Here is a 26534-nt window from a genome sequence, read left to right on the forward strand (position 1 = left end):
GGGCCATGCTGGCTGATCCACCTCCCGCTCCGGCAGGGTCGCTGCTGACCCGTGAGGCGGTCCCCGGTCTGGTCTGGGCGTTCCGCCTGCATCACGACGGCCGTGCCGAGGCGCTTCCGATCGATGCGCCGATCGAGCCGAGCCATGACGGAAGGCTGTGGCTGCACTTCAACCTGACCGACGTCCGCACCCGGGCATGGCTTGCCAACATGCACATCCCGCAGCTCGCGCGGGACCTGCTGCTGTCGAATGACAATTTCCAGCAGATCCACGTCGTCGACAATTGCGTCTACGGCGTGTTTTCCGATCTGGTGCGGGATATCGACGCCGCGACCGGGGAGACCGGCTTTCTCCGCTTTGCGATGACCGAACGCCTCCTGGTCAGCGGCCGCCATCAGGCGCTGTGCTCCGCCGATGCGACGCGCCGCGTGCTCGAGGGCGGCCATCGCGTCGGCAGCGTCGCGGCGCTATTGGAAAAGATCGTCGACGAGATCGCCGACACCATGGACCGCATGACGGACAAGATCGGCACCGATATCGATGCGATCGAGGAGCGGGTGCTCGCCGAGGATACCGGATCGGAGCTGCGCAAGAATCTGAGCCGGATGCGCCGCACCTGTGTGCGCCTGCATCGCCAGCTCGCCGGCCTGCGCGTGCTGTTTCACCGGCTCGAGCAGAAGAACACCGACAATCTCAGCCCGGCGCTGCGGCTGCAGGCCGGCAAGCTCGCGCAGCGGCTCGACGGTCTCGACCACGACATCGTCGAACTGCACGAGCGCAGCCGCCTGCTCGAGGAGGAGCTGCGCTTCAAGCTCGAGGAGGAGAGCAACAAGCATCTCCACGCCTTGTCCGTCGTCACCATGATGCTGCTGCCGCCGACGCTCGTCACCGGCATCTTCGGCATGAACACCAAGGGATTGCCGTTGACCGACGTCGACAGCGGGTTCTTGGTCGCGGCCGGCCTTCTGATTGGGTCGGCGCTGCTGGCTTATCTGCTGATGCGGCGGCTCGGCATCGTCAAATAGTGCGAGCGCACCGCGGCATTCCCGATGTGCAGAGTTCTTTCCCGCGCGATGTTGGTGGCCGCGGCCCTTGCGCTCGGCGCGCCGGCGAATGCCGAAGACAAGCCGATCGCCGAGCGGATTGCTGATACGCGGGCTGCACTCGAGGAGGCCGGCTACCAGTTCAGCCTGACCTATATCGGTGAGGGGTTTTCCAACGTCTCCGGCGGTGTCAGCAACGGCGCGGCCTATACCGGCCGTCTCGATCTCGGCACCACCATCGACCTCGAGAAGGTGATGGGCTGGACCGGTGCGACCTTCCACGCCAACATATACCAGATCCACGGCGACGGGCTGTCGCGGAGCTATGTCGGCAACCTGTTCCTGGTGTCCGGCGTCGAGTCGCTGCCGGCGACGCGGCTCTATGAATTCTGGATCGAGCAGAAGCTGCTCGGCGGCAAACTCTCGGTGCGCGTCGGCCAGCAGGGCTCGGACGTCGAGTTCATCGACAGCCAGTACGACGACATCTTCATCAATTCGGCGCTCGGCTGGCCCGGCATTGTCGGCACCATTCTGCCGGCCGGCGGACCGTCGCCGCCACTTGCCGTGCCCGGCATCCGGATCAAGGCCAATCTGTCCGACCGCATCACCGCCTATCTGGCCTTGTTCGACGGTTCGGCTTCGCCGCCGCAGGGCATGGACGACCCGCAGATATTGAACGCCCACGGGCTCAATTTCCGGGTCAACGATCCGCCATGGTGGATCGGCCAGCTCAAATACAAGTTCGAGATCGGCGAGAGCAGGCTGCCGGCGACCATCACCGGCGGCGCCTGGTATCACATGGGCTCGTTCGCCGACCAGCGCTTCTCGGCCGACGGGCTCTCGCTCGCCGATCCCGACAGCTCCGGCGACACGCGATGGCTGCGGCGGGACAACGGCATCTTCATGGTCTATGAGCAGCTGCTTGCGCGCGCCAGGCCGGACGCTGACAAGGGCGTTGCGTTCTTCATGCGCGCCTCGGTCAGCCCGTCGGACCGCAACCTGATCAGCACCTATGTCGACGGCGGCTTCCTGTTCACCGGCTTCAGCGAGGCGTATCCGGACGATCGGTTCGGCATCGCCGCGATCTATGCCAGGATTTCCGACGCCGCACGCGCGCTCGACCGCGACACCCAGATCTTCACGGGCACGCCGTATCCGATCCGCGACTACGAGGCGATCCTCGAGATCACCTACCAGCACGTCGTGAACCCGAATTTCACCATGCAGCCGATGTTTCAATACATCGCCCATCCCGGCGGCGGCGCCGTCGATCCCAACGATCCGACGCAAACGCATCGGATCAAGGACAGCGTGGTGTTCGGGATGCGCACCATCCTGTCGTACTGACCGGCGGACGTCGCGCAGGCAGCGGCCTCAGGCCGCGACCGGCTTCGGCTCCGCCGCCGATTTCGGCTGCGGCCGCGCGATCGCCAGCGCGATCAGCGCGGCAAAGATGCACAGCGCACCGGCAATGAAGAACGCCGGCAGGTAGCTCTGATAGATCGTGCGCGACAGTCCGGCGCCGAACGCGGCGGCGCCTGCGCCGAGCTGGTGGCCGGCGAAGATCCATCCGAATACCAGATTGGCGCGCTCGGCGCCGAAGCGCTGCGCGGTGAGGCGCACCGTCGGCGGCACCGTCGCGATCCAGTCGAGGCCATAGAACATCGCGAACAGCGACAGCCCGTAGAATGTGAAGTCGGAGAACGGCAGGAACAGCAGCGACAGCCCGCGCAGGCCGTAATACCAGAACAGCAGATAGCGGTTGTCGTAGCGGTCCGACAGCCAGCCCGAGACGATGGTGCCGAAGAAATCGAAGATCCCCATTGCGGCGAGCAGGCTTGCCGCCTGCACCTGCGGGATGCCGTAGTCGAGGCACATCGGGATCAGGTGAACCTGGACCAGGCCGTTGGTCGAGGCGCCGCAGACGAAGAAGGTCGCGAACAGGATCCAGAACACCGAGGACTTCGCGGTGTCGCGCAGCGTGCCGAGCGCGGCGGCCACGATCGGCGCATTGGCCGGCGGCGGCGCGGGAATTGGCGTGCTTCCCTCGTCGCCGAACGGACGCAGGCCGACGTCGCTCGGCCGGTCGCGCATCACCATCAGCACGGCAAAGGCGGCGACGCCGAGCATGACGCAGACCAGCCCAAGCGCGACACGCCAGCCGTAGCGCTCGGTCAGCGTCGCCAGGAGCGGCAGGAAGGCGAGCTGTCCCGTCGCGACGCTTGCGGTGAGGATGCCGACCACGAGGCCGCGCCGCGCCACGAACCAGCGCGCCGCGATGGTCGCGCCGAGCACCAGCGCGGTCATCCCGGTGCCGATTCCGATCACGACGCCCCACAGCAGGATGAGCTGCCAGACCTGGGTCATGGCGAGCGAGGCCAATAGACCGGAGACCACGATCAGCTGCGCCGCCAGCGTCACGTTGCGCAGGCCGTAGCGGTTCATCAGCGCGGCGGCGAACGGCGCCATCAGCCCGAACAGGATGAAGCGGATCGACAGCGCCGAGGAAATCTCGGCGGTGGACCAGCCGAACTCCTTCTGCAGGGGCACGATGAACACGCCGGGCGCGCCGACGGTGCCGGCGGAGATCAGCGCGGCAAGGAAAGTCACGGCCACCATCACCCAGCCGTAGTGGATGTTGCGGCGGGCGAGGGTGGAAGCAAGCCAGTTCGAGATCATTGTGTTCCGGATCGATTGCGATGAAAGCTTTGCGTGATGCGCAATATGGCACGAGAGAGCCATGGCTAAAATGCCATAGTTCCCTCGTTTTAGGACTCAGACGCCAGGCCGTCGTACTGCCTCATGGACGCCTTTCATAACTAACCGTCATTGCGAGGAGCGAAGCGACGAAGCACTCCATCGTTCGGTTAGCGAGGAGAGATGGATTGCTTCGCTTCGCTCGCAATGACGGCATACCGGATCAGTGCGCGACCCGCTCGACGGCGATCGCGGTGGCTTCGCCGCCGCCGATGCACAGCGCGGCAACGCCGCGCTTCAGGTTCTGCGCCTCCAGCGCGTGCAGCAGCGTCACGATCAGCCGCGCGCCGGTGGCGCCGATCGGATGGCCGAGCGCGCAGGCGCCGCCGTTGATGTTCAGCCTGTCCCTGGGAATGCCGAGGTCGCGCTGCGCCGCCATCGCGACCACCGCAAACGCCTCGTTGATCTCGAACAGGTCGACATCGCCGACGCTCCAGCCGACCTTGTCGAGCAGTTTTCTGATCGCCGGGATCGGCGCTGTCGTGAACCACTGCGGCTCCTGGCTGTGGGTGGCGTGGCCCTTGATCTCGGCCAGAACAGGCAATCCATCGCGATCGGCGAGCGAGCGCCGGCTGAGGATCAGCGCTGCGGCGCCGTCGGCATTGGCGGATGAGGCGGCCGGTGTGATGGTGCCGCCCGCCCGGAATGCCGGCTTCAGGCCGGGGATTTTTGCCGGATCGACCTTCAGCGGGTGCTCGTCATTGGCAACGATGCGCGGGCCGGCCTTCTCGGCGAGCGTGATCGGCGCGATCTCGGCCTTGAAGGCGCCGCCCTCGACCGCCTTGCGGGCACGGCTCAGCGTCTCCATCGCGAACGCGTCCTGGTCGGCGCGGGTGAACTGATAGGCCTCCGCGGTCGCCTCGCCGAAATCACCCATCGAGCGGCCGGTCTCATAGGCGTCCTCGAGCCCATCCATCATCATGTGATCGATGATGCGGTCGTGGCCGGCGCGATAACCGCCGCGCGCCTTCTGCAACAGATACGGCGCATTGCTCATGCTCTCCATGCCGCCGGACAGCACGATCTCGGCCGAGCCGGCCTTGATGATGTCGTGGGCGAGCATGGTCGCCTTCATGCCGGAACCGCAGACCTTGTTGACGGTGGTGGCGCCGGTGGCGTCCGGCAGTCTGGCGCCGCGGGCGGCCTGGCGGGCAGGGGCCTGGCCCTGGCCGGCGGGCAGCACGTTGCCCATGAACACCTCGTCGATGCGCTCGGGCGCGAGTCTTGCGCGCTCCAGCGCCGCGCCGATCACATGCGAGCCGAGCTTGTGCGCCGGCAGCGGCGCGAGCTCGCCCATGAAGCGGCCGAGCGGGGTGCGGGCGGCGGAGAGGATGACGACGGGATCGGTGCTGGTTGCCATGGCAGGAGTCCCTTCAATGCCGGGGATTTGATTGAATTATTGTCATCATATGATGCAATGCAAAAATTGCAACTGCGGCTCTCATGACAAAATGTCGTGTTCGCATGAGTTGGGGATGGGATCACCGCCATCACCAGTGTCGGCCTGGCGAAAGCTTGGATACATAACCACCGACTTTTGTTGTGGGAAAGGCCGCGGCCCCAGTATTGCGAGGCAATTCGCATTCGGGGTAATGGGTCCTGGCCTTCGCCAGGACGACGAGGAAGATGGTTCTCGATTCAAAGTGTTCACCACGCGATGTCGTCACCCGCGCATGCGGGTGATCCAGTATTCCAGAGGCCGCAATGCTTGAGCCGAGAGGCCGCGGCGTACTGGATGCCCGCATGCGCGGGTGATGACACGGGGGAGAATGAGAGTCCACGGTTGCTTCCCAGGCGTCGGCCCTGCGAAAGCAGGGACCCATACTCTGCGGCGGAGGTTGTTGAAGAGACTCGTCGTTCCAACATCGCGCAACAATCAGCATCGGTGGTTACGGGTCCCTGCTTTCGCAGGGACGACACCGAGTGTTTGGCGCCTCTTGTGAGTCCCACGTCGCATTCTCGGCATGAATCGCCCGAGCTTTGCATCGACCGCGAAGCGCCCTCGATCGGGTGAGACGGACAAACCATACACTGGTTTGGTCTTCGCTTGCGTCGTCGGGCAAATCAGTGATTGAGAATTTCGCCGGGCGGCGGCGCAACCGAGCTTGTCTGCGATTTGATCTAATCCGACCGCCAGGCGCCGAGCAGAAATCATCGCTTCGGCGCGAAGCCCGCTTGTTTCTGCACGTCCGGCAGGTCGACGGCATAACGCCGCATCAGCAGCCGGATTGCGATCGCGATGATCACAAAGGGCGCCAGGTAGATCGCGAAAACTTCGAAGGCGTTCATGTCGTCCTCCGCGGCTTCGGAACAGGCATGCTAGCACGATCATCGCGCGCGCGGGCAGCTAAAACTGTACCGGCACCGCTGGTCGGCGTTGACCGAATTCCCGGACGCAGATCAATTCAAGGTTGCGGAATACGGGTCTGTTTACCGATCCGGCGCTAGGGCTGCGGATTGTGCAATGGAAAGTCCCACCGCAATGTCCGTGATCGCCGTCGAGCAGCCGTCCGCCCGCATTCCGCTCTCCGTCAAGATCGGCTTCAGCGCCTTCATGGCCGTCCTGGTGCCGGTGTACACCTACTGTTACGGGCCGACCAACTTTCTGTATTTCTGCGACGTCTGCCTGATCCTCACCTTGATCGGGATCTGGACCGAGAGCGCGCTGTTGATTTCGATGTGCGCCGTCGGACTCCTTGTGCCGCAAACATTTTGGGTGATCGACTTTCTCGCCCATGTCGCCGGCTACTCGCTCACCGGAATGACGGACTACATGTTCGACCAGAACCTGTCGCTGTTCCTGCGGTTCCTGTCGGGCTTCCACGGCTGGCTGCCGTTCCTGCTGCTGTTCCTGGTCTGGCGGCTCGGCTATGACCAGCGCGCGCTGATCGCCTGGAGCGTGCTGGCATGGGCGCTGCTGCTGATCTGCTACTTTGTGATGCCGTGACCGCGGCCGGACCCGGGCATGACTCCGGTCAACATCAACTACGTCTTCGGCACAAGCGACAGGGCGGCGCAAGGCTTCGTGCCGCCGCTGGTGTGGCTGGCCGGCCTGATGATCGGCCTGCCGCTGCTCGCTTTCATACCCACCCATTTCATGCTGCGGCGCGCCGTGCCGCCGGTGTAGGACCTGCGCTTCGCGAGGCTGCGCTATCCCGTCGCTGCGGATACCATCGTGCATGGCCGCATGCGGCGGCTTCGATTGACACCAATCGCCTCGGCGCTACGCTGCCGGAACAGGGCATTTTCCCAAGCGACTCAAGACAGATTCAAAGCGCCGCAAGCACGACCAAGAACCAAGACCCAGAAGAACAAGGAAAAAGGGCAGGACACGCCGTGACACGCGTCATCGCGTCTTGAGCGGGACCACGCGGACCTCCGCGCTCGCGCCATTTCGCATCCGCAGCTATCGCTTTCAATGGCCGTCCGATCTGCTCACATCGTGGGCGTTCGAGGTCGAGACGCTGGTGCTCGGCTGGTACATCATGGTCGAGACCGGCTCGGTGCTGCTGCTGACCGTGCTGGCGTCGCTGCAATATGTCGGCACGCTGGTCGCGCCGGTCGTCGGCATGATCGGCGACCGCATGGGGCACCGCGATCTCCTCGCCGTGATGCGCTTTGCCTATACGGTGCTCGCCGGCACCATCATGACGCTGGCGCTGACCGGGCATCTCGCCCCGCTCAACGTCATGATCATCGTCGCGATCATGGGCGTGATCCGCCCGTCGGATCTCGGCGTGCGCGGCGCGCTGCTCGCCGACATCATGCCGCCGGAGCAGCTGGTGGGCGCCATCAGCCTGGCGCGCACCACGCAGGACTCGGCGCGCATCGCAGGAGCCCTGACCGGGGCCGGATTGTTCGCGGCGCTGGGCATCGGCTATGTCTATGTCGGGATCGCCGGCTTCTATTTCGTCGCCGCCATCCTGATGCTTTGCATGAGCCGCCCCAAGTCGCATGGAACGACCGATCTCGCCGCCGGCGACGCGCCGGGTTCAAAGCTGCTGCGCGACCTCAAGGAGGGCATCGTCTATGCCTGGAGCGGCCCGGGCATGCGCGCCGCGCTCTGCGTCGCGTTCCTGGCCAACCTCACCGCGTTTCCACTGACCAACGGCCTGTTGCCCTATGTCGCGCGCGACATCTTCCTTACCGACCAGACCGGGCTCGGCTATCTCTCGGCAAGCTTCGCGGTGGGCTCGCTGATCGGCTCGATCACGCTCAGCATGGCCGGCGGGGTACGCATCGCGCGGCTTCTGATCGGCGCGACGCTCGCCTGGTACGCCATGCTCCTGGTGTTCGTCGAGCTCCGGACCATGCCGGTCGCGATGGCCTGCCTGCTGCTCGCCGGCATCGCGCAGAGCATGTCGATGATCTCGGCCGCCGTGATGCTGATGCGCAACGCCAGCGCGCATCTGCGCGGTCGCGTCATGGGCGTGCGCATGATGGTGATCTACGGCCTGCCGCTCGGGCTGCTCGCTGCCGGCAGCCTGATCGACCTGATCGGCTACACCGCGACCGGCACGCTGCTCGCCGCCGCCGGCTTCATCGCCATGCTGGCGATCGCGCTGCACTGGCGCGCCGACCTCTGGCCGACCCACGCCCCGGCCAACGCCCGGTGAGGGGCGCGGCGCGATGCCGCGCCGCGGTCGCCGATGCGCCAAAAGGACGCGACAGCGCGGGCAAGCTGTCGTAGATCATTTTCGACGCTCCCATTTGCAGTGCCAAGTTCCAGTGCCAGGCCTTTTTCGTTTGATATTGTAATGCTCCGTCTTTTGACCCGCCTTGGACTGCGATTCGACGACATCGTCGAGGAGCGCCGATTTGTAGACCAGTACGTGCGGGGCAATATCGGCTGGACACAGGTCGCGATGCTGCTCGGCGCCTTTACCTATGCCGGATATGCGTTCTGGGATTGGGTGCTCTATCCTGACGTCGTGGCGACCACGCTGGCGATCCGCGGCGGGGTCGCCGTGCTGGTCCTGCTGCCGCTCACCGCTTTGCTCTCGGTGCCCGCGATGAAGCCGTGGGCCGAGACGATCTTCCTCGTCTATTGCGTCATTCCAGGCTGCGTGCTGCCGAGCGTCTACCTCGTGCTGCCCTCGGGATTCACCTATGCGGCACCCGGCGTGATGATGGTGATCCTGTTCGTCTCGACCATGCTGCCGCTCCGGATCGGGCCGCTAGCCGTGTTCTGTCTCACGACATGGATTGCGCTATGCATCGCTGAATCACTCGGGCCGGCGTTGCCGCCGGGCTTGCGCTTCATCAATCATTCCCTCGTCATCAATGCCTATGCGTTGTCGCTTTACGCCGTCGCCGCCCGCGAGTTCCGCGCGCGCCAGCAGTTCCGGACGGCGCAGGCGCTGAAACGTGAAAAGGAGCGCTCGGAAGCCTCGTTGCGCGATTTGCACGCGACGCAATCGCAGCTCGTGCAGGCCGAGAAGCTGGCCTCGCTCGGGCAGCTCGTCGCCGGTGTCGCACATGAGGTCAGCACGCCGCTTGGCCTGGCGCTGACCACATCAACCACCATGGAGGCGGACCTTCGCGCGATGGGCGAGGCGCTGAAGGGCGCAGCCGTCCGGCGCTCCGACCTGACAAGGGGCATTGCACGGATCGAGAACGGCCTTCGACTGACCTCGGAAAACCTGCATCGGGCATCCGAGATGGTGCACAGCTTCAAGCAGGTCGCCATCCACCACGCCGACGAGGAGCGCCATACATTCGAGCTCGGCGGATGGCTGTCCGAGCTGATCGCGAAGCTCGGGCCGCTGCTGTCCCGGCAGGGATTGATCGTCGAACTCGATTGCCCGCAAGGCATCGTTCTGAGCAGCTATCCCGGCGCGCTGGCGCAGGTGATCAGCAATCTGGCGTTCAACGCCGCGGCGCACGCTTATCCCGACGGCCGCGGCGGACGCTTCACCATGACGGTGACGCAGCCGGATCAGGCGCTGGCGCGGATCGCCTGCGCCGACCAAGGCGTCGGCATCCGCGAGGATTTGCAAGCCCGCGTGTTCGATCCGTTCTTCACCACCGGGCGGGAGCGGGGCAATATCGGCCTCGGCCTGCACATCGCCTTTAACACCGTCGTGTCGTCGCTCAGCGGCCGGATCGCGCTGGAGAGCGAACCGGGCCGCGGCACGCTGGTGCTGATCGAGATCCCTGTCTCGAGCTGAGCGCTGGCGGCTACCGCTTCCGATCCAAAAACCCCTGCAGCAGCCGCTGCGGCTCGCCGGTCTGGAACGACTTTCCGAACACGCCGACGCTGAGGTTCACCGACTCGGTCAGCGGCAGCTCTTCCCATTGCCGCAGCAGATCCTTCTGGATCCGTAGCGCCTCGGGGCCGCATTCCAGCAGCGCCTTGACGGTGTGCTCGACGGCTTGGTCGAGGCCGCCGGGTTTTGCCACGGTGTCGACCAGGCCCCAGGCGAGCGCGGTTTGAGCGTCGATGTTCTCCGCGGTCATCATCAGCCAGCGGGCGCGGCCCCAGCCGATCAGGCGCGGCAGCAGCGCGGCGTGGATCACCGAGGGGATGCCGACGCGCACCTCGGGCATGCCGAACATCGCGTCATGCGCGGCGACGCGGACGTCGCAGGCCGCTGCGACCTCGAGGCCGCCGCCGAGGCACCAGCCGGGCAGGCGGGCGATCACCGGCGCCGGGAATTTGCGCACGGCCTCGCAGAGGTCGCGCAGCCGGCTGATGAATGCTTCGGCGGATGGCTGGTCGAGCCTCGCCATTTCCTTGATGTCGGCGCCGCCGATCATGCTGCGCTCGCTTTCGCCGGCCAGGATCACCGCGCGGATGCTCGGATCGGCGGCCAGATGCTCAAAACCCTCGCGCACGCCGTTGGTGACGGCGGAATTCACGATGTTCAGCTTGCCGGCGTTGCAGATGGTGAGGCGGACGACGCCTCTGTCGTCGCGGGCGATGCCGCAGTGGGGATTGAGCATGTCCATGGAAAAAGTCCCGGCGCAGGATTGGATCGACAAGTCATTCCGGGATGGTGCGCAAGCACCAGGCCCGGAATCTCGAGATTCCGGGTTCGACGCTTGCGTCGCCTCGGAATGACTTGGGCCATGTCCCGGACAAAGCATGGCTCTGTCAAGGGACCGGGTGCGGCGGTTGCGCCGAGGGATGCGGACCTATAGAATTATATTCATCATATAAATGGAGCCGTCATGACCGCCGCCGAAAGCATCGATCTTCATTCGCCCGGTCTAACGCGCACGCGCGTGGTGGAATGGCAGGCGCCGGGACCCGTGGCGAAGGCGGCGCTGCCGATGTCCGGGATCGAGGCGATGCGCGCGATCCGCGACGGCCGGTTGCCGCCGCCGCCGATGGCCAAACTGATCGGCTTCCGCATGGCGGTGGTCGAGGAGGGGCGCATCGTGATGGAACTCGAGCCGCATGAGAGCCTGGAAAACACCATCGGCCTGCTGCACGGCGCGACCGCCGCGGCGCTGCTCGATACCGCGATGGGCTGCGCGATCTCGACCACGCTGCCGGCGGGGCAGACCTCGGTGACGCTCGACCTCAAGCTGACCTATCTGCGGCCGCTGTCGGCACGTTCGGGCATCATCAGCGCCGAAGGCAAGGTGATTAAGCTCGGCCGCCAGACCAGCTACACCGAGGGCTTCGTCCGCGACGGCAGGGGCAATCTTGCGGTGCACGCGACCGCGACGTTTTCGATGCTCGGCGGGGAACCCAAAGTGGCCGACAAGGCGAAATAACTGCAGCATTCCGGCCGCAAATCTGCTATTATATGATTAGAAACATTCCATGAGACCGGCATGCGCTATTCGAAAGAACACAAGCAGGAGACCCACGCGCGGATCGTCAAGAAGGCCGCGACGCGGCTGCGCGAGCGGGGCGCCCACGGCATCGGCGTCGCCGACCTGATGAAGGACGCCGGCCTGACCCATGGCGGCTTCTACGCGCATTTCGACTCGCGCGAGGCGCTGGTAATCGAGGCCTTCAGCTATGCGATGGACCGCGCCATCGAGCGCTGGCGCAAGGTCGCCGCGGACACGCCGCCGGAGAAGCGGCTTTCGACCATCATCGACGGCTATCTTTCGGCGGTGCACCGCGACGATCCCGGCCAGGGCTGCGCGATCCCGGCGCTCGGCGCCGAGATCGCCCGCGAGAGCCCGAAGACCCGCAAGGCGTTTGCCCTCAAGCTCGACCAGATGATCGACATGATGGCCGACCAGATCCTGGACGTGCCGCGCAAGGCCGCCCGCAAGCAGGCGACGGCGACGCTGGCGACCATGATGGGCACCATCGTGATGTCGCGCATCGCCGGAAGCGGCGAAATGTCCGACGAGATCCTGTCGGCGGGCCGCGAGGCGGTGCTGGGACGTGCCGCCGCGGCCAAGGCGCCGGCGAAAAAGACGAAGGTAAACTAAAGCGCGATGAGATTAGGTTGAATCGTCATCGCGCCTTAGCTCTTTGTTTGAGCATGATCTTTTCGGAAAACCGCTTCGCACTTTTCCGGATCATGCTTTAGGGCGAGTACTCGTAAGGTTCCGATGTCTGGCTCAAACCGGGCCTTGGCGTCGGAGACCGACGCAATTGGTCGGGTCGACGGCGGCTCCAAGGGCGAGCCGCGCATTCACGGTCATTCGGGAAGCCCTGCTTCGCGGAGGCCTTTGATAAAGCGCGCAAGATCCTCCGCTCGACGAAATGGCGCCAGCTCTTCCAGATTGGAGATGCGCAAGTTGGGAGCGCGTTCGCGTAGACGTGCGATGGCCTTTTGAGCCGGCTCGAGGCGTCCGGTGAGCGCATTGCTGGCGGCGAACATGCAGATGGCCAGCAGGAAATCCGGATTGTCGCGCAATGTCTTTTCGGCCCATGACGATGCCATATCGTAGTGGCCCGAGAGAAAATGCGCATACGATACGGCTCCGTGGTTGGCGTACATCGACGGATCGAGCGGGCTCAGGCGCATTGCACGCGCAGCGTAGTCAAGCACGAGGTCGGGCTCGCCTCTGAAGGCTCTGACCCAAGCACCGAGATTCCAAGCCATTGCCAGGTTCGGATTGATCGTCAGTCCGCGATCCACGAACGCAATGGCATCATCGAATTTGTGCGCTATGAAGGCGAGTACATATGCTCCCATGCACATCGCTGCCGGGTCATCTGCTCCCAGATGCACGGCCTTCCATCCGAGCCGCGTAGCTTCGGCAGTTTCCTGCGCACGATCGATCATCCAGCGTCGCGCTCTGCGCTGGATGTAGCACCATCCGGCCATGCCATAGGCGCACGCCAGACCGGAATCGAGCTCGATCGCCTTGTAGAAGAGCTGGAGCGCTTCGCTGTTTGCATCCTTCGTCCACCGACGAGCGGTCGCCAAGCCACGCAGGTAATAGTCATATGCGTCCAGATTTTCGGTTGGCTTGCGCGTGGCTCGCTTAATTTCCGCGCGCTGCAGCATCGGTGCGATTGCGCCTATCACGGTAGACGTCACCTGGTCCTGTAGATCGAAGATATCTTCGAGCGCGCCGTCAAGGCGGTCGGCCCAGAGATGCGCGCCGGTTTCAGCATCGATAAGCTGACCGGCGATACGAATGCGGTTTCCGGCCTTGCGCACGCTCCCTTCGAGCACATAGCGCACCGCGAGTTCGCGGCCGACCTGCTTGATGTCGACGGGCCGGCCCTTGTAGGTGAAGCTCGAATTGCGCGCGATCACAAACAGCCAATGAAACCGCGACAGGGCCATCGTGATGTCTTCTACGACGCCGTCGGCGAAATACTCCTGCTCCGGGTCGGCGCTAAGGTTCTGGAAGGGCAGCACGGCAATCGAGGGCTTGTCGGGGAGCTTGAGGGGAGGCTGCCGCGGTTCTATCGGCTCGGCGCCCCTTGCAGCGCTTGCTGTCGTCCGCTCTTCCCGGACCGCACCGATGAACCGGAAACCTTTGCGTGGCAGTGTCTTGATGAGGCGCTGCTCCTCACCGGAGTCGCCGATTGCGCTCCGCGCAGCGTTTAACCGAGTGGTCAAGGCTGCATCGGACACGCTGCGCCCATTCCAGATGGCGTGGATGACGTCGTCTTTGCTGACGACGCGATCCCTGTTGCGGATCAGAAAGTCGAGCAGGTCGAATACCTGCGGCGCGACGGAAACCATGTCCGTTCCGCGATGCAACTCGCGCCGGTCCGTGTCGAGTGCGTACTCCTCGAAGAGATAGCGCAAGCCGCGAATCCCTTGGGTGTGCCTCGGACGATCGTGTGGCACCGCTTGGTGTGCCAAGAATAAGCCGCCGATGAGGAAATTGTAAGCCGACTGTTAAGCGCGCAAGCGCATGCCGCGGCATCTTGTCCGGGTGGAAAGGACGTATCCCGGAGGTGCAGCAATGAGCACGACCTACAGTCCAGCGCGTTCAGCCCAGGCGACCACATCGACGCCGCGGATCGTGAGCGCCTTTAAGGGCTTTTGGCATGCAATTCAGGAGTGGCGCAAATGGGAGCGGCTGCGCGCCGATCTCGGCAGCCTGAGTGACCGGGAGCTCATGGACATCGGGATCTCGCGTGGCGAGGTCGATTACGTCGCCTCGAACCGGGATGCCGACCCGCGCGGCATCCGATCCGTCTGACGACGTCGGTGAGCGCTACACCCCGCTGAACAGCGCGCGCTCGGCTTCCACCGTCTCGTAGATGTAGTCCGCCACCGCGCGGATGCGGGCGAGATCCTTGCTGTCGGCGTGCATCAGGAGCCAGAAGGTGCGGGAGATCCGCACCTCGTCCGGCAGTACCGGCTGCAACTCGGGGTGGGCTGTCGCCATGAAGTGGGGCAGCACGGCGATGCCGAAGCCGGCGATGGTGGCGTTGAGCTGCGCGATCAGATTGGCGCTGCGGAATTTCGCCGAGATCTTTGGCGAGACCTGCGGCAGGTAGTCCAGCTCCGGCGTGAACAAGAGCTCCTCGATGTAGCCGACGAAGCGATGCCGCGGCAGGTCGGCGCGTGCGGCAATTGCCGGCGCCTGGGCGAGATAGGCAGGTGCGGCATAAAGCCCGAGCGTGTAGTCTAGGAGCTTGCGGCCGACGATGCGGCCTTCCTTCGGCATGGTCAGGCTGATCGCGATGTCGGCCTCGCGTTTCGAGAGCGAGAACAGCCGCGCGGTGGCGACGAGCTGCAGATCGAGATCGGGATACCGCTCGGTGAACTTGACCAGCCGCGAGGCCAGGAAGTGGCTGCCGAACCCATCGGGCGCGCCGATCCGCACCGTGCCGGTGAGGTGGGCGCGCGAGCCGCCGACCGCCTCCTGGTTGGCGACGATGGTGGATTCCATCGCCTCCGCGCTGTCGGCGACCCGCTGGCCGGCCTCGGTCAGCAGATAGCCGGTCTTGCGCCGATCAAACAGTTTTGCGGAGAGGTGGCGCTCCAGCCGGTCGACACGGCGGATCACTGTGGCATGATCGACGCCGAGCTGCTTGGCGGCAGCCGAAACCGACCCGCCGCGCACGATGGCGAGCACGAAACGGAAGTCGTCCCAGTCGATTGTGCCGCCGCCTTGATCCAGCATTTCCGCACATCTATGGTGCAATTTATCGGACTTGAATCCCATAAAATGCAGGGTCAATAGGGTTTGTAAAGCGATCCCGCCGCGAGGAGCGGCGATTCAGGTGCTTCAGGGAGGTTTTTCCATGCGCTCAATCGGACATTTCATCGGTGGCAAGGAGGTCAAGGGCACGTCGGGCCGTACGGCTGACGTCTTCGAGCCGATGACCGGCGAGGTCCAGGCCAAGGTGGCGCTGGCCTCCAAGGCCGAGCTCCGCGCCGCGGTCGAGAACGCCAAGGCCGCCCAGCCGGAATGGGCCGCCACCAACCCGCAGCGCCGCGCCCGCGTCATGATGCGGTTCCTCGAGCTGGTCCAGCGCGACTACGACAAGCTCGCCGAGCTGCTGGCGCGCGAGCACGGCAAGACCGTTCCCGACGCCAAGGGCGACATCCAGCGCGGCCTCGAGGTCGCCGAGTTCGCCTGCGGCATCCCGCACCTGATGAAGGGCGAGTACACCGAGGGCGCCGGCCCCGGCATCGACATCTATTCGATGCGGCAACCCCTGGGCGTCGTTGCCGGCATCACGCCGTTCAATTTCCCGGCGATGATCCCGATGTGGAAGTTCGCGCCGGCGATCGCCTGCGGCAACGCCTTCATCCTCAAGCCGTCTGAACGCGATCCCGGCGTGCCGATGAAGCTCGCCGAATTGATGATCGAGGCGGGCCTGCCGGCCGGCATCCTCAACGTCGTCAACGGCGACAAGGAGGCGGTCGACGCCATCCTCGACGATCCCGATATCAAGGCGATCGGCTTCGTCGGCTCGACCCCGATCGCGCAATACATCTACGAGCGCGCCGCGCAGACCGGCAAGCGCTGCCAGTGCTTCGGCGGCGCCAAGAACCACGCCATCGTGATGCCGGATGCCGACATGGACCAGACGGTCGATGCGCTGATCGGCGCCGGCTACGGCTCCGCCGGAGAGCGCTGCATGGCGGTCTCGGTCGCGGTGCCGGTCGGCAAGACCACCGCCGACCGCCTGATGGAGAAGCTGATCCCGCGCGTCGAGTCGCTCAAGATCGGCACCTCGGTCGATCCGTCGGCCGATTACGGCCCGCTGGTGACCCGCGAGGCGGTCGAGAAGGTCAAGAGCTACATCGACATCGGCATCAAGGAAGGCGCGACGCTCGCGGTCGATGGCCGCGGCTTCAAGATGCAGGGCTACGAGAAGGGCTTCTATCTCGGCGGTTCGCTGTTCGACAACGTCACCAAGGACATGCGGATCTACAAGGAAGAGATCTTCGGCCCGGTGCTCTCGGTGGTGCGCGCCCACGACTATCACGAGGCGCTGGCGCTGCCGTCCGACCATGACTACGGCAACGGTGTTGCGATCTTCACCCGCGACGGCGACGCCGCGCGCGACTTCGCCGCCAAGGTCAATGTCGGCATGGTCGGCATCAACGTGCCGATCCCGGTGCCGATCGCCTATTACACCTTCGGCGGCTGGAAGAAGTCCGGTTTCGGCGATCTCAACCAGCACGGTCCGGACTCGATCCGCTTCTACACCAAGACCAAGACGGTGACCTCGCGTTGGCCGTCCGGCGTCAAGGAAGGCGCGGAGTTCTCGATTCCGACGATGAAGTAAACTCGTCCCGAGAGGCGAAGCATGCAGTTCGCTCTCAACGAGGACCAGATCGCGGTTCGCGACATGGCACGGGCGTTTGCGGCGGAGAAGATCGCGCCGCACGCGCTCGAATGGGACGAGACAAAGCACTTTCCGGTCGACGTGATGCGCGAGGCGGCGGGCCTCGGCATCGGCGGCATCTATATCAAGGATGATGTCGGCGGCTCGGCGATGACGCGGTTCGACGCGGCGCTGATCTTCGAGGCTCTGGCGACGGGGTGCCCGACCACGTCGGCCTTCATCTCGATCCACAACATGGCGTCCTGGATGATCGATGCCTACGGCAACGACACCCAGCGCCACACATGGCTGCCGAAGCTCTGCACCATGGAGCTGATCGCGAGCTACTGCCTGACCGAGCCGGGTGCCGGCTCCGACGCGGCCGCGTTGCGCACCCGCGCGGTGCGCGACGGCGATCACTACGTGCTCAATGGCCAGAAGCAGTTCATCTCCGGCGCCGGCAGCACCGACCTGCTGGTTGCGATGGTGCGCACCGGCGGCGAGGGTCCCGGCGGCGTCTCGACGCTGGTCATCGACGGCAAGACGCCGGGCGTGTCGTTCGGCAACAACGAGCGCAAGATGGGCTGGAATGCGCAGCCGACCCGCGCTGTGATGTTCGAGAATGCGCGCGTGCCGGTCGCGAACCGGCTCGGCGAGGAGGGCATCGGCTTCAAGATCGCGATGGCCGGGCTCGACGGCGGCCGTCTCAACATTGCGGCGTGCTCGCTCGGCGGCGCGCAGGCGGCGCTCGACAAGGCGCTAGCCTACATGAAGGACCGCAAGGCGTTCGGCAAGCGGCTCGACGAATTCCAGGCGCTGCAGTTCAAGATCGCCGACATGGCGACCGAGCTGGAAGCCGCACGCACCTTCCTGTGGCGCGCGGCCGCCGCGCTCGACCGCAAGGATCCGGACGCTTCCATGCTCTGTGCGATGGCCAAGCGGTTCGGCACCGATGTCGGCTTCGAGGTCGCCAACCAGGCGCTGCAGCTGCACGGCGGCTACGGCTATCTCAGCGAATACGGTGTCGAGAAGATCGTGCGCGATCTGCGCGTGCACCAGATCCTCGAAGGCACCAATGAAATCATGCGGCTGATCGTGTCGCGCAAGTTGATCGAGGGCGCGCGATGAATGATGCGGCAGCAGCCGAAGGCGATCTGATCGCGCGCAAGGAAGGTTCTGCCGGCATCATCCGGCTCAACCGGCCGAAGGCGATCAATGCCGTGACGTTGGAGATGTTCCACGACATCGACAAGGCGCTCGATGCGTACGAGGCCGATCCCGATGTCGCCGTCATCGTGCTGGAGGGCGCGGGCGAGCGCGGCCTGTGCGCCGGCGGCGACATCCGCGCGCTCTGGGAGAGCTCCAAGGTCAAGGGCGATCTCGGCAAGATCCTGTGGCGCGACGAATACATCCTCAACGCGCGGATCAAGAAATTCCCAAAGCCCTATGTCGCCTTCATGGACGGCATCGTGATGGGCGGCGGCGTCGGGCTGTCGGCACATAGCCGCCACCGCGTGGTGACGGAGCGGACCAAGCTCGCGATGCCCGAGGTCGGCCTCGGCTTCTTCCCCGATGTCGGCGGCACCTATCTGCTGTCGCGCTCGCCGGGTGAGATCGGCACCTATTTCGGGCTCACCGGCACCACGATGAACGGTCCCGATGCGATCTACGCCAAATTTGCCGACGCCGTGGTGCCGAGCGCAAAGCTGCCGGCGCTGCGCGAGGCGCTGGCCAAGGTTGCGCCGGGTACGAGTTCGGCCGAGATTGATCGGCTGATCGGAGGCTTCGCGACTAGCGAGGCGGCTGGCCCTGTCGCCGCGATGCAGGCCAAAATCGACGGCTGGTTCGCACACGGCCGGATGGAGGAAGTCGTCGCCGCGCTAACGGCCGACGGCTCCGACCTGGCGCAGGCCACGCTGAAGACGCTCGGTGAGAAGTCGCCGCGCGGCATGGTGGTGACGCTGAAACTGCTGCGGCTGGCGCGCGCGACCGCGACGCTGGAAGAGTGCCTGAAGCGCGAATATCGCGCCGCGCTCGAGGTGTTCGCCAGCGACGATTTCCGCGAAGGCGTGCGCGCCGCCGTCATCGACAAGGATCGCAATCCGACATGGATGCCGGCCGGGATCGAACAGGTGACGCCGGAGATGCTCGCGCCTTACTTCGCCGAGATCGGCACCGACGAGTTGAAATTTCCTGACAGCAAATAGAAACGTCGCAAGCGGAGGACTTCCCATGGCAAACGTCGCATTCATCGGGCTCGGCAATATGGGCGGGCCGATGGCGGCCAATCTGGTCAAGGCCGGCCACAAGGTGACCGCGTTCGATCTGGTCGCAGCGTCCCGCGATCAGGCCAAGAGCGACGGTGCCGCGATCGCCGAGAGCGGCGCCGGTGCGGTGAAGGGCGCCGATGTCGTCATCACCATGCTGCCGGCCGGCAAGCATGTGCTCGGCGTCTGGAGCGAGGTGCTGCCCGCGATGGCCAAGGGCACGCTGATCATCGACTGCTCGACGATCGACGTCGAAAGCGCCAAGCAGGCGCATGCGCTGGCCGCCAAGCACGGCATGGCCTCGGTCGATGCGCCGGTCTCCGGCGGCACCGGCGGCGCCAAGGGCGGGACGCTGACCTTCATGTGCGGCGGCGAGCCGAAGGCATTCGCGGCGGCCCAGCCGATGTTGGCGAACATGGGCAAGAAGATCGTGCATTGCGGCGCCGGCGGTGCGGGGCAGGCGGCCAAGATCTGCAACAACATGATCCTCGGTATTTCCATGATCGCGGTCGGCGAGGCTTTCGTGCTCGCCGAGAAGCTCGGCCTGTCGCACCAGGCGCTGTTTGACGTCGCCTCGACCTCGTCGGGACAGTGCTGGTCGCTGACGACCTATTGCCCGGTTCCCGGCCCGGTGCCGACCTCGCCGGCCAACAACGACTACAAGCCGGGCTTTGCTTCGAACTTGATGGTCAAGGACCTGACCCTGGCGCAGGACGCCGCCAATGCGGCCGGCGCGGTCACGCCGCTCGGCAAGCACGCGCAGGAGATCTATAAGACCTTCGACGCGTCGGGTCACGGCGGGGTCGACTTTTCCGGAATTATCCAGCACGTTCGGAGCCTCGCTGGAAAGTAGCGGGCCGTTCGTAGCCCGGATGGAGCGCAGCGAAATCCGGGACTGCTTTATCGACCGGCGCGACCGCCCCGGATTGCGCTTCGCTCTATCCGGGCTACGCTTGACGGTAACGCTGGTTGCCAATCAACGGGCTCGGAAGAAGATGACCACATTTCAGGACGCACGCGCCTTTCTGCTCAAGCACCGCATCGACTACGACGCCGCGGTGAAGGGATTTCGCTGGCCCGATCCGGTGCCGTTCAACTGGGCGCTCGACTGGTTCGATGCCGAACTGGCGCACAATGCCGACAGCCGCGACCGGCCGGCGCTGTGGATTGTCGATGCCGCAAGCAGCAACGAGACCAGGCTTTCGTTCGCCGAACTGTCGCGTCGCTCAAACCAGGTTGCAAATTTCCTGCGCGCGCAGGGGCTGAAGCGCGGCGATCATCTGTTGCTGCTGCTCGGCAATGTCGTGCCGCTGTGGGAGACCATGCTGGCGGCGATGAAGCTCGGCGTCGTCGTGATCCCCGCCACCACGCTCTTGACCGCGGATGAATTGCGCGACCGGCTCGACCGCGGCAAGGCAAGGGCGGTGGTCGCCACGCAGGATCAGGTTGCGAAGTTCGCGGGCCTCGGCAGCGACAAGCTCGCCCGCATCGTGGTCGGTGCAACGCAGCCGCAGGACGGCTGGCTGCCGTTCGAGGATGCGGCGAAGGCGCCCGAGGCGTTCACGCCCGATGGCCCCACCAAGGCCGACGATCCGATGCTGCTTTATTTCACCTCGGGCACCACGGCAAAGCCGAAGCTGGTGCGGCATAGCCAGCGCAGCTATCCGGTCGGCCATCTCTCGACCATGTACTGGATCGGCCTGCAGCCCGGCGACATCCATCTCAATATCTCGTCGCCCGGCTGGGCCAAGCATGCCTGGAGCTGCTTCTTCGCGCCGTGGAACGCCGGCGCAACGATCTTTATCGCGAACCAGCCACGCTTCGAGGCGAAGGGACTGCTCTCGACCATCGGCCGCTGCGGCGTGACCACCCTGTGCGCGCCGCCGACGGTGTGGCGGTTGTTCATCCAGGAAGAGCTCGCAAGCTTCAAGGTCTCGCTGCGCGAGGTGTGCGGCGCCGGCGAACCGCTCAATCCTGAGATCATCGACCAGGTCAAATCGGCCTGGGGGCTGACCATCCGCGACGGCTACGGCCAGACCGAGACCACGGCGCTGGCGGGCAATTCGCCGGGACAGAAGGTGAAGGTCGGCTCGATGGGCCGGCCGCTGCCGGGCTATCGCGTCCAGGTGACCGACAATGACGGCCACGCCGCGAAGGAAGGCGAGGTGACCTTGCTGCTCGGCGCAGACCGGCCGGCGGGCCTGATGCAGGGCTATCAGGGCGACGACGGCAAGCTGATCGGCACCGACGGCGAGATCTATCGCAGCGGCGACGTCGTGTTTACCGATGACGAGGGCTATCTCACCTTCGTCGGCCGCACCGACGACGTGTTCAAATCCTCTGACTACCGCATCTCGCCGTTTGAATTGGAGAGCGTGCTGCTCGAGCACGACGCGGTGGCGGAAGCGGCCGTGGTGCCGAGCCCGGACCCGATCCGGCTCGCGGTCCCCAAGGCCTATGTGCTGCTGGTGTCCGGTGTCGAGCGCACCCCGGAGACGGCGCTGTCGATCTTCAAACATTTGCACACGCGGCTCGCACCGTTTAAACGCATCCGCAAGATTGAGCTGGTCACCGAACTGCCCAAGACGATTTCTGGAAAAATCCGTCGCGTGCAGTTGCGCCGGCTCGAACACGATGACGTCAGAAGCGATGCGTTGCGCGGGGTCGAGTTCCGCGAGGAAGAATTTCCGGAGCTGCAGAAGGTGCGGACCTCCGGTTAGCAGAGGTTAGCCAATGAACGAAGTCTGGAAGAAGCCGCCGGTGTCGCTGGAAACCTACCAGGGCATGGTCGGCAAGGAGATCGGCGTGTCCTCGTGGCACCTGCTCGATCAGGCCCGCATCGACACCTATGCCGACGTGATCGAGGATCACCAGTTCATCCACGTCGATCCCGAGCGCGCCAAAAAGGAGACCGCCTTCGGCACCACGATCGCCCATGGCTTCCTGACGATGTCGCTGATGTCGATCATGTCCTACGAGGTGATGCCGGTCGTCGAAGGCACCGCGATGGGCGTCAATTACGGCTTCGACAAGCTGCGCTTCATCTCGCCGGTGCGCTCGGGCAAACGCGTCCGCGGCCGCTTCGTGCTGGCCGAAGCCACGCTGCGCAAGCCGAAGGAGTTGTTGTCGCGCACCAACGTCACGGTCGAGATCGAAGGCGAGGACAAGCCCGCGCTGGTCGCCGACTGGCTAGGCCTGATCTATTTCAGCTAGAGCGAACAGGAATCTAGAGCCCCGTTCCGATTCATTCGGAACGGAAAAGGCTCCAGGAGATGGTTGAGTAGCTCCACCTTTTCCGCAAGCAGCAGAGGTGGAGCGAACCCGCATGGTCCAAGAAGCGCATTGACGGCCTTGATCCCCGGTGTCCATCATGCCGCCTTTAGGCGGTGCGGTCCCGGGAGTGGCAGCCATGGTGCAGAACATCGTCGCCGGACTTGTTGTCATCGCATTGATTGTGATCGGCTCGATCAGCTACGCCCAGGAGCATCATGAGTGCTGGAACGGGCACCTGATCAAGAGCTTGAAGGACAAGACCTTGAACGATGGGCACCGGTTCAAAGCCTTGAAACCTTGCGGGTCGATGGCCCCTGAAGTCTAACTGACCCCGTGGCCGGTCAGCGCAACACTTGACCCGGCCATCCATCGCTGCTCAAAAGTCCCCAACCTTTTCATGCCGCTCAGGCGTGCACCCTCTCCCCTTGTGGGAGAGGGTGGCGAAATCGAGCGGAGCGAGATGAAGCCGGGTGAGGGGTCTCTCTCCGCGTGCTCATCCGTGGAGAGAACCCCTCATCCGGCGCGCTCGCGCGCGCCACCTTCTCCCACAAGTGGAGAAAGAAAGAACAGGAATCAACAGCATGGCAATCAGGTTTGACGGACGCGTCGCTATCGTCACCGGCGCGGGCAATGGTCTTGGGCGGGCGCATGCGCTGGGGCTGGCGAGCCGCGGCGCCAAGGTCGTGGTCAACGATTTCGGCGGCGCGCGCGACGGCACCGGCGGCTCGTTGTCGCCGGCCGAGACCGTGGTCGAGGAGATCCGGAAAGCCGGCGGCACTGCGATGGCCGACGGCGCCGACGTCTCGAACTTCGAGCAGGTCACCGCGATGGTCGAGCGCGCCACCAAGGAGTGGGGCAGCGTCGATTTGCTCTGCGCCAATGCCGGCATCCTGCGCGACAAGTCGTTCACCAAGCTCGAGGTCGCCGACTGGGCCAAGGTGCTCGACGTGCATCTCACCGGCACCTTCTACTGCTGCAAGGCGGTGTGGGCCGGCATGCGCGAGCGCAACTACGGCCGCATCGTGCTGACGACCTCGTCGTCCGGTCTGTTCGGCAATTTCGGCCAGGCCAACTACGGCGCGGCGAAGGCCGGCATGGTCGGCCTGATGAACGTGCTCGCCGAAGAGGGTCGCAAGAACAACATCAAGGTCAACACCATCTCGCCGACGGCTGCGACCCGCATGACCGAGGAACTGCTGCCGCCGCAGGCGCTTCAACTAATGAAGCCGGAAGCGATCACGCCGGCGGTCGAATTCCTGCTCTCGGAGGACGCACCGACCCGCACCATCATGGGCGCCGGCGCCGGCTCGTTTGCGGTGATCCGCGTGCTGGAGACCGAAGGCGTCAACCTGCCGCAGTCCGAATGGACGCCGGACGGCGTCGCCGCGCACTTCAATGCGATCAGCGACATGTCGACCGCGAAGGCGCTGCAGGGCGCGTTCGAGCAGACGCAGAAGTATGTCGCCCAGGCCGCCGCGCGGGCCGGGATCAAGCTCTGAGCATGACCGTCGCCGTCATCGGAGCCGGACCTGCCGGCCTGATGGCGGCGGAGGTGCTCGCGCAAGGTGGCGCACAGGTCACCGTCTACGATGCGATGCCGTCGGCCGGCCGCAAGTTCCTGATGGCCGGCCGTGGCGGGCTCAATCTCACCCACTCCGAGCCGCTGCCGGACTTCCTTGCGCGCTATCGCGAGGCGATGCCGCATCTGAAGGCTGCGATCGAGGCATTTCCGCCCGATGCCTTACGCGCCTGGAGCGATGCGCTGGGGCAGCCGACATTCGTCGGTACCAGCGGCCGCGTATTCCCCGAGGCGTTCAAGGCATCGCCCCTGCTGCGTGCCTGGCTACGGCGGCTCGATTCCGCGGGCGTTGCGTTCGCATTCCGGCATCGCTGGGTTGGATGGGACGCGCGCGGCGGACTGCTGTTCGAGACGCCGGACGGCCAGCGCACAGCCAAGGCCGATGCAATCGTGCTGGCACTCGGCGGCGCGAGCTGGCCGCGGCTCGGCTCCGATGGCGCCTGGGCGGAGATCCTCACCGCGAAGGGCGTTGCGGTGGCGCCGATCAAGCCAGCCAATTCCGGCTTCACGGTTGCCTGGTCAAATATCTTCCGCGACCGGTTCGAAGGCCGGCCGCTCAAGGGAGTCGCGCTCACGATCGGCTCGCATACGGTGCGCGGCGAGGCGATCGTCACCCGCGCCGGCATCGAAGGCGGTGCCATCTATACGCTGTCGGCGGAATTGCGCGAGGCAGTGCTCGCCAAGGGCACGGCGACCCTGATGGTGGCACTGCGGCCCGACGCCGCGCGTGACGAACTGGTCGCGCGCCTCTCGGCGCCGAAGGGCAAGCAGACCGTCTCCAATTTCCTGCGCAAGGCCGCGCAGCTTTCGCCGGTCGGCATCGGTTTGTTGCAGGAGGCGGCGGTCGCCGCCGGCCGTTCGCTGGCCGCGCTGCCGCCGGCCGAATTGGCCGAACTGATCAATGCGGTGCCGATCCGGATCACCGGCGTGGCGCCGATCGCCCGCGCGATCTCGAGCGCCGGCGGGATCAGGTTCGACGAGCTCGACGCGCATTTCATGCTGCGGCGGCTGCCCGGCGTCTTCGCGGCCGGCGAGATGCTCGATTGGGAAGCGCCGACCGGCGGCTATCTGTTGCAGGCGTCGTTTGCAACGGGCGTCGCCGGCGGGAAGGGGGCGTTGCGATGGTTCGCGCAGAAATCGTAGCTCTGTAGGATGGGTAGAGCGAAGCGAAACCCATCCCACGCCGTGCCACTCATTCTGATCCCGTCTTCGTCGCGAGGTCGGTGATCAACCCAAGCACACCGAACGCTGCAGCCACCGCGCACACCGCGGTCCAGCCACCAAAGCTCCACGCCGCGGAGGCCGCAGCCGCGCCGACGGCGCCGCCGATGAAGAACAGCGCCACGAACAGGCCGTTGATCCGGCCGCGCGCCTCGGGCCGCAGCAGGTTGACGGCGCGGCGGCCGAGCGTCTGGTCGGTGGTGATGCCGAGATCGAGCAGGATGGTGCCGAGGCTCAGCACGACGAGTGCAGCGATCCGCGACTCCAGCACCCCGGCCCACGCGCACAGCGCCAGCGATGCAATGATCAGAATGTGCGAGCCGATCAGCATCGGCCGCGCCAGGCCACGGTCGCCCCAGCGGCCGGCCAGCGGTGTCGCGATAGCGCCGGCAACGCCGATCAGCGCGAACAGCGCGATCCCCCTGGCGTCGAGCTTGAACGGCGCATCCGGCAGCCGCAGCGCCACGGCGGCCCAGAACGCAGTGAACGAGGCCATCACCAGCGCCGCGGTCCAGGACCGGACGCGCAGCACCGGCTCCTCGCGCAGCAGTTTTGGGAACGAACGCAGCAGCGCGCCGTAGCTGACCTTCGCCGCAGGCCGCAGCGTCGGCAGGGTGCGCGCCAGTGCGGCGGCGAGCACCGTCATCAGCACGGCCGAGGTGACATAGTAGCCGCGCCAGTTCCAGCTGTCCGCGATCAGGCTCGCCATTGGTCGCGACAGCAGGATGCCGATCATCAGGCCGCTCATCACATCGCCGATCGCCTGTCCCCGGCGCTCCGGCGGCACCATCGACGCCACCAGCGGCACCACCATCTGGATCGCGGCGCAGGAGGCGCCGAGGATGAAGGTGGCGGCCAGCAGGATCAGCGGCGTCGGCGCCATCGCGGTGCCGATCGCCGCGACGATAGCGCAGGCCAGCGTCCGCAGGATCAGCCGCTTGTTCTCGACGAGGTCGACCAGCGGTACCAGCAACAACAGCCCGAGCGCGTAGCCGAGCAGGGTCAGCGTCGAGATCAGGCCGGCCTCCAGCTCGGTCATGCCGAGCGAGCGGCCCATCAGGCCAACGAGGATCTGCGGCGCAAAGAGATTGGTGACGACGGTGCCGGTCGTGATGGCGCCGATCCAGATCAGCGGACGCACGGCGACGGTCCGCGCCGGGGAGAGTTTGGTGGCTTCGGAGATGGTCATGGGGCCTCGCGATGGAGTGGCAAGGCCCCCTTTA

23 protein-coding genes and 1 pseudogene are annotated in these 26534 nt (G+C 65.3%); 17 read left to right on the forward strand and 7 right to left on the reverse strand.

Going from position 1 to position 26534, the window contains the following annotated elements; genetic code table 11:
- The first annotated feature begins 5 nt into the window (after positions 1-5).
- Positions 6-1025: a transporter gene (locus tag ACVWY5_RS13835; protein ID WP_028335008.1), complete on the forward strand. Its 1020-nt coding sequence runs from the start codon at positions 6-8 to the stop codon at positions 1023-1025.
- Positions 1026-1073: 48 nt separating this feature from the next.
- Positions 1074-2390 carry a carbohydrate porin gene (locus ACVWY5_RS13840; protein WP_051376197.1) on the forward strand — a complete coding sequence of 439 codons (1317 nt, stop codon included), beginning with the start codon at positions 1074-1076 and terminating at the stop codon, positions 2388-2390.
- A 27-nt stretch (positions 2391-2417) separates the two neighbouring features.
- Here ACVWY5_RS13840 and ACVWY5_RS13845 read toward each other — a convergent pair whose 3' ends face one another.
- From ACVWY5_RS13845 to ACVWY5_RS13855, 3 genes are all read right to left on the reverse strand, one after another.
- Entirely contained in the window at positions 2418-3722 is a 1305-nt protein-coding gene (locus tag ACVWY5_RS13845; protein WP_028335010.1) for an MFS transporter, read from the reverse strand.
- Positions 3723-3963: 241 nt separating this feature from the next.
- Complete coding sequence (locus tag ACVWY5_RS13850; RefSeq protein WP_028335011.1) at positions 3964-5160, reverse strand: acetyl-CoA C-acyltransferase; 1197 nt, start codon at positions 5158-5160, stop codon at positions 3964-3966.
- Between the two features lie 791 nt (positions 5161-5951).
- Entirely contained in the window at positions 5952-6089 is a 138-nt protein-coding gene (locus ACVWY5_RS13855) for a hypothetical protein (protein ID WP_321176897.1), read from the reverse strand.
- 193 nt (positions 6090-6282) lie between these two features.
- On the opposite strand from ACVWY5_RS13855, the pseudogene ACVWY5_RS13860 reads away from it, so the two are divergent.
- From ACVWY5_RS13860 to ACVWY5_RS13870, 3 genes and pseudogenes are all read left to right on the forward strand, one after another.
- Positions 6283-6927 (forward strand): annotated as a pseudogene (locus ACVWY5_RS13860) (hypothetical protein).
- Positions 6928-7156: 229 nt separating this feature from the next.
- Positions 7157-8416: an MFS transporter gene (locus ACVWY5_RS13865; protein ID WP_028335012.1), complete on the forward strand. Its 1260-nt coding sequence runs from the start codon at positions 7157-7159 to the stop codon at positions 8414-8416.
- A gap of 141 nt (positions 8417-8557) precedes the next feature.
- Positions 8558-9970, forward strand: a complete 1413-nt coding sequence (locus ACVWY5_RS13870; protein WP_028335013.1) for a sensor histidine kinase — start codon at positions 8558-8560, stop codon at positions 9968-9970.
- Positions 9971-9980: 10 nt separating this feature from the next.
- Here ACVWY5_RS13870 and ACVWY5_RS13875 read toward each other — a convergent pair whose 3' ends face one another.
- On the reverse strand, positions 9981-10751 hold the full coding sequence (locus tag ACVWY5_RS13875; RefSeq protein ID WP_028335014.1) for an enoyl-CoA hydratase: 771 nt from the start codon (positions 10749-10751) through the stop codon (positions 9981-9983).
- 222 nt (positions 10752-10973) lie between these two features.
- On the opposite strand from ACVWY5_RS13875, the gene ACVWY5_RS13880 reads away from it, so the two are divergent.
- A complete protein-coding gene (locus ACVWY5_RS13880) occupies positions 10974-11525 on the forward strand; it encodes a PaaI family thioesterase (RefSeq protein ID WP_028335015.1) in 552 nt (183 codons plus the stop codon).
- A 60-nt stretch (positions 11526-11585) separates the two neighbouring features.
- Positions 11586-12200: a TetR/AcrR family transcriptional regulator gene (locus ACVWY5_RS13885; protein WP_028335016.1), complete on the forward strand. Its 615-nt coding sequence runs from the start codon at positions 11586-11588 to the stop codon at positions 12198-12200.
- 212 nt (positions 12201-12412) lie between these two features.
- On the opposite strand, the gene ACVWY5_RS13890 is transcribed toward ACVWY5_RS13885, so the two are convergent.
- Entirely contained in the window at positions 12413-13984 is a 1572-nt protein-coding gene (locus ACVWY5_RS13890) for a winged helix-turn-helix domain-containing protein (protein WP_028335017.1), read from the reverse strand.
- Positions 13985-14144: 160 nt separating this feature from the next.
- On the opposite strand from ACVWY5_RS13890, the gene ACVWY5_RS13895 reads away from it, so the two are divergent.
- Entirely contained in the window at positions 14145-14384 is a 240-nt protein-coding gene (locus tag ACVWY5_RS13895) for a DUF1127 domain-containing protein (RefSeq protein WP_028335018.1), read from the forward strand.
- Positions 14385-14399: 15 nt separating this feature from the next.
- Here the strand turns inward: ACVWY5_RS13895 and ACVWY5_RS13900 are convergent, their stop codons facing one another.
- Positions 14400-15314, reverse strand: coding sequence for a LysR family transcriptional regulator (locus ACVWY5_RS13900; protein WP_028335019.1), 915 nt, complete (start codon positions 15312-15314; stop codon positions 14400-14402).
- A 121-nt stretch (positions 15315-15435) separates the two neighbouring features.
- Here ACVWY5_RS13900 and ACVWY5_RS13905 point away from each other — a divergent pair, with 121 nt between their 5' ends.
- The 9 genes from ACVWY5_RS13905 to ACVWY5_RS13945 all read left to right on the forward strand — a co-directional run bounded on the left by ACVWY5_RS13905 (position 15436) and on the right by ACVWY5_RS13945 (position 25233).
- The gene (locus tag ACVWY5_RS13905; protein ID WP_028335020.1) at positions 15436-16932 is read left to right on the forward strand and encodes a CoA-acylating methylmalonate-semialdehyde dehydrogenase; all 1497 of its coding nucleotides are present in this window, start codon (positions 15436-15438) and stop codon (positions 16930-16932) included.
- Between the two features lie 21 nt (positions 16933-16953).
- A complete protein-coding gene (locus tag ACVWY5_RS13910) occupies positions 16954-18099 on the forward strand; it encodes an isobutyryl-CoA dehydrogenase (RefSeq protein ID WP_028335021.1) in 1146 nt (381 codons plus the stop codon).
- Positions 18096-19178, forward strand: coding sequence for an enoyl-CoA hydratase/isomerase family protein (locus ACVWY5_RS13915; RefSeq protein WP_028335022.1), 1083 nt, complete (start codon positions 18096-18098; stop codon positions 19176-19178). The genes ACVWY5_RS13910 and ACVWY5_RS13915 overlap by 4 nt, the downstream gene beginning before the upstream one ends.
- Before the next feature lie 25 nt (positions 19179-19203).
- Complete coding sequence (gene mmsB, locus ACVWY5_RS13920; RefSeq protein ID WP_028335023.1) at positions 19204-20091, forward strand: 3-hydroxyisobutyrate dehydrogenase; 888 nt, start codon at positions 19204-19206, stop codon at positions 20089-20091.
- A gap of 142 nt (positions 20092-20233) precedes the next feature.
- On the forward strand, positions 20234-21958 hold the full coding sequence (locus tag ACVWY5_RS13925) for an AMP-binding protein (RefSeq protein WP_028335024.1): 1725 nt from the start codon (positions 20234-20236) through the stop codon (positions 21956-21958).
- A 13-nt stretch (positions 21959-21971) separates the two neighbouring features.
- On the forward strand, positions 21972-22451 hold the full coding sequence (locus ACVWY5_RS13930) for a MaoC family dehydratase (protein ID WP_028335025.1): 480 nt from the start codon (positions 21972-21974) through the stop codon (positions 22449-22451).
- A 196-nt stretch (positions 22452-22647) separates the two neighbouring features.
- Positions 22648-22836 (forward strand): hypothetical protein, encoded by a 189-nt coding sequence (locus ACVWY5_RS13935; RefSeq protein ID WP_167350426.1) that lies wholly within the window; start codon positions 22648-22650, stop codon positions 22834-22836.
- A 256-nt stretch (positions 22837-23092) separates the two neighbouring features.
- On the forward strand, positions 23093-24010 hold the full coding sequence (locus tag ACVWY5_RS13940; RefSeq protein ID WP_028335026.1) for an SDR family NAD(P)-dependent oxidoreductase: 918 nt from the start codon (positions 23093-23095) through the stop codon (positions 24008-24010).
- 2 nt (positions 24011-24012) lie between these two features.
- On the forward strand, positions 24013-25233 hold the full coding sequence (locus ACVWY5_RS13945) for a TIGR03862 family flavoprotein (RefSeq protein WP_028335027.1): 1221 nt from the start codon (positions 24013-24015) through the stop codon (positions 25231-25233).
- A gap of 49 nt (positions 25234-25282) precedes the next feature.
- On the opposite strand, the gene ACVWY5_RS13950 is transcribed toward ACVWY5_RS13945, so the two are convergent.
- On the reverse strand, positions 25283-26500 hold the full coding sequence (locus ACVWY5_RS13950) for an MFS transporter (protein WP_028335028.1): 1218 nt from the start codon (positions 26498-26500) through the stop codon (positions 25283-25285).
- Between the last annotated feature and the right edge of the window lie 34 nt (positions 26501-26534).

Source organism: Bradyrhizobium sp. USDA 3256, from assembly GCF_054058275.1.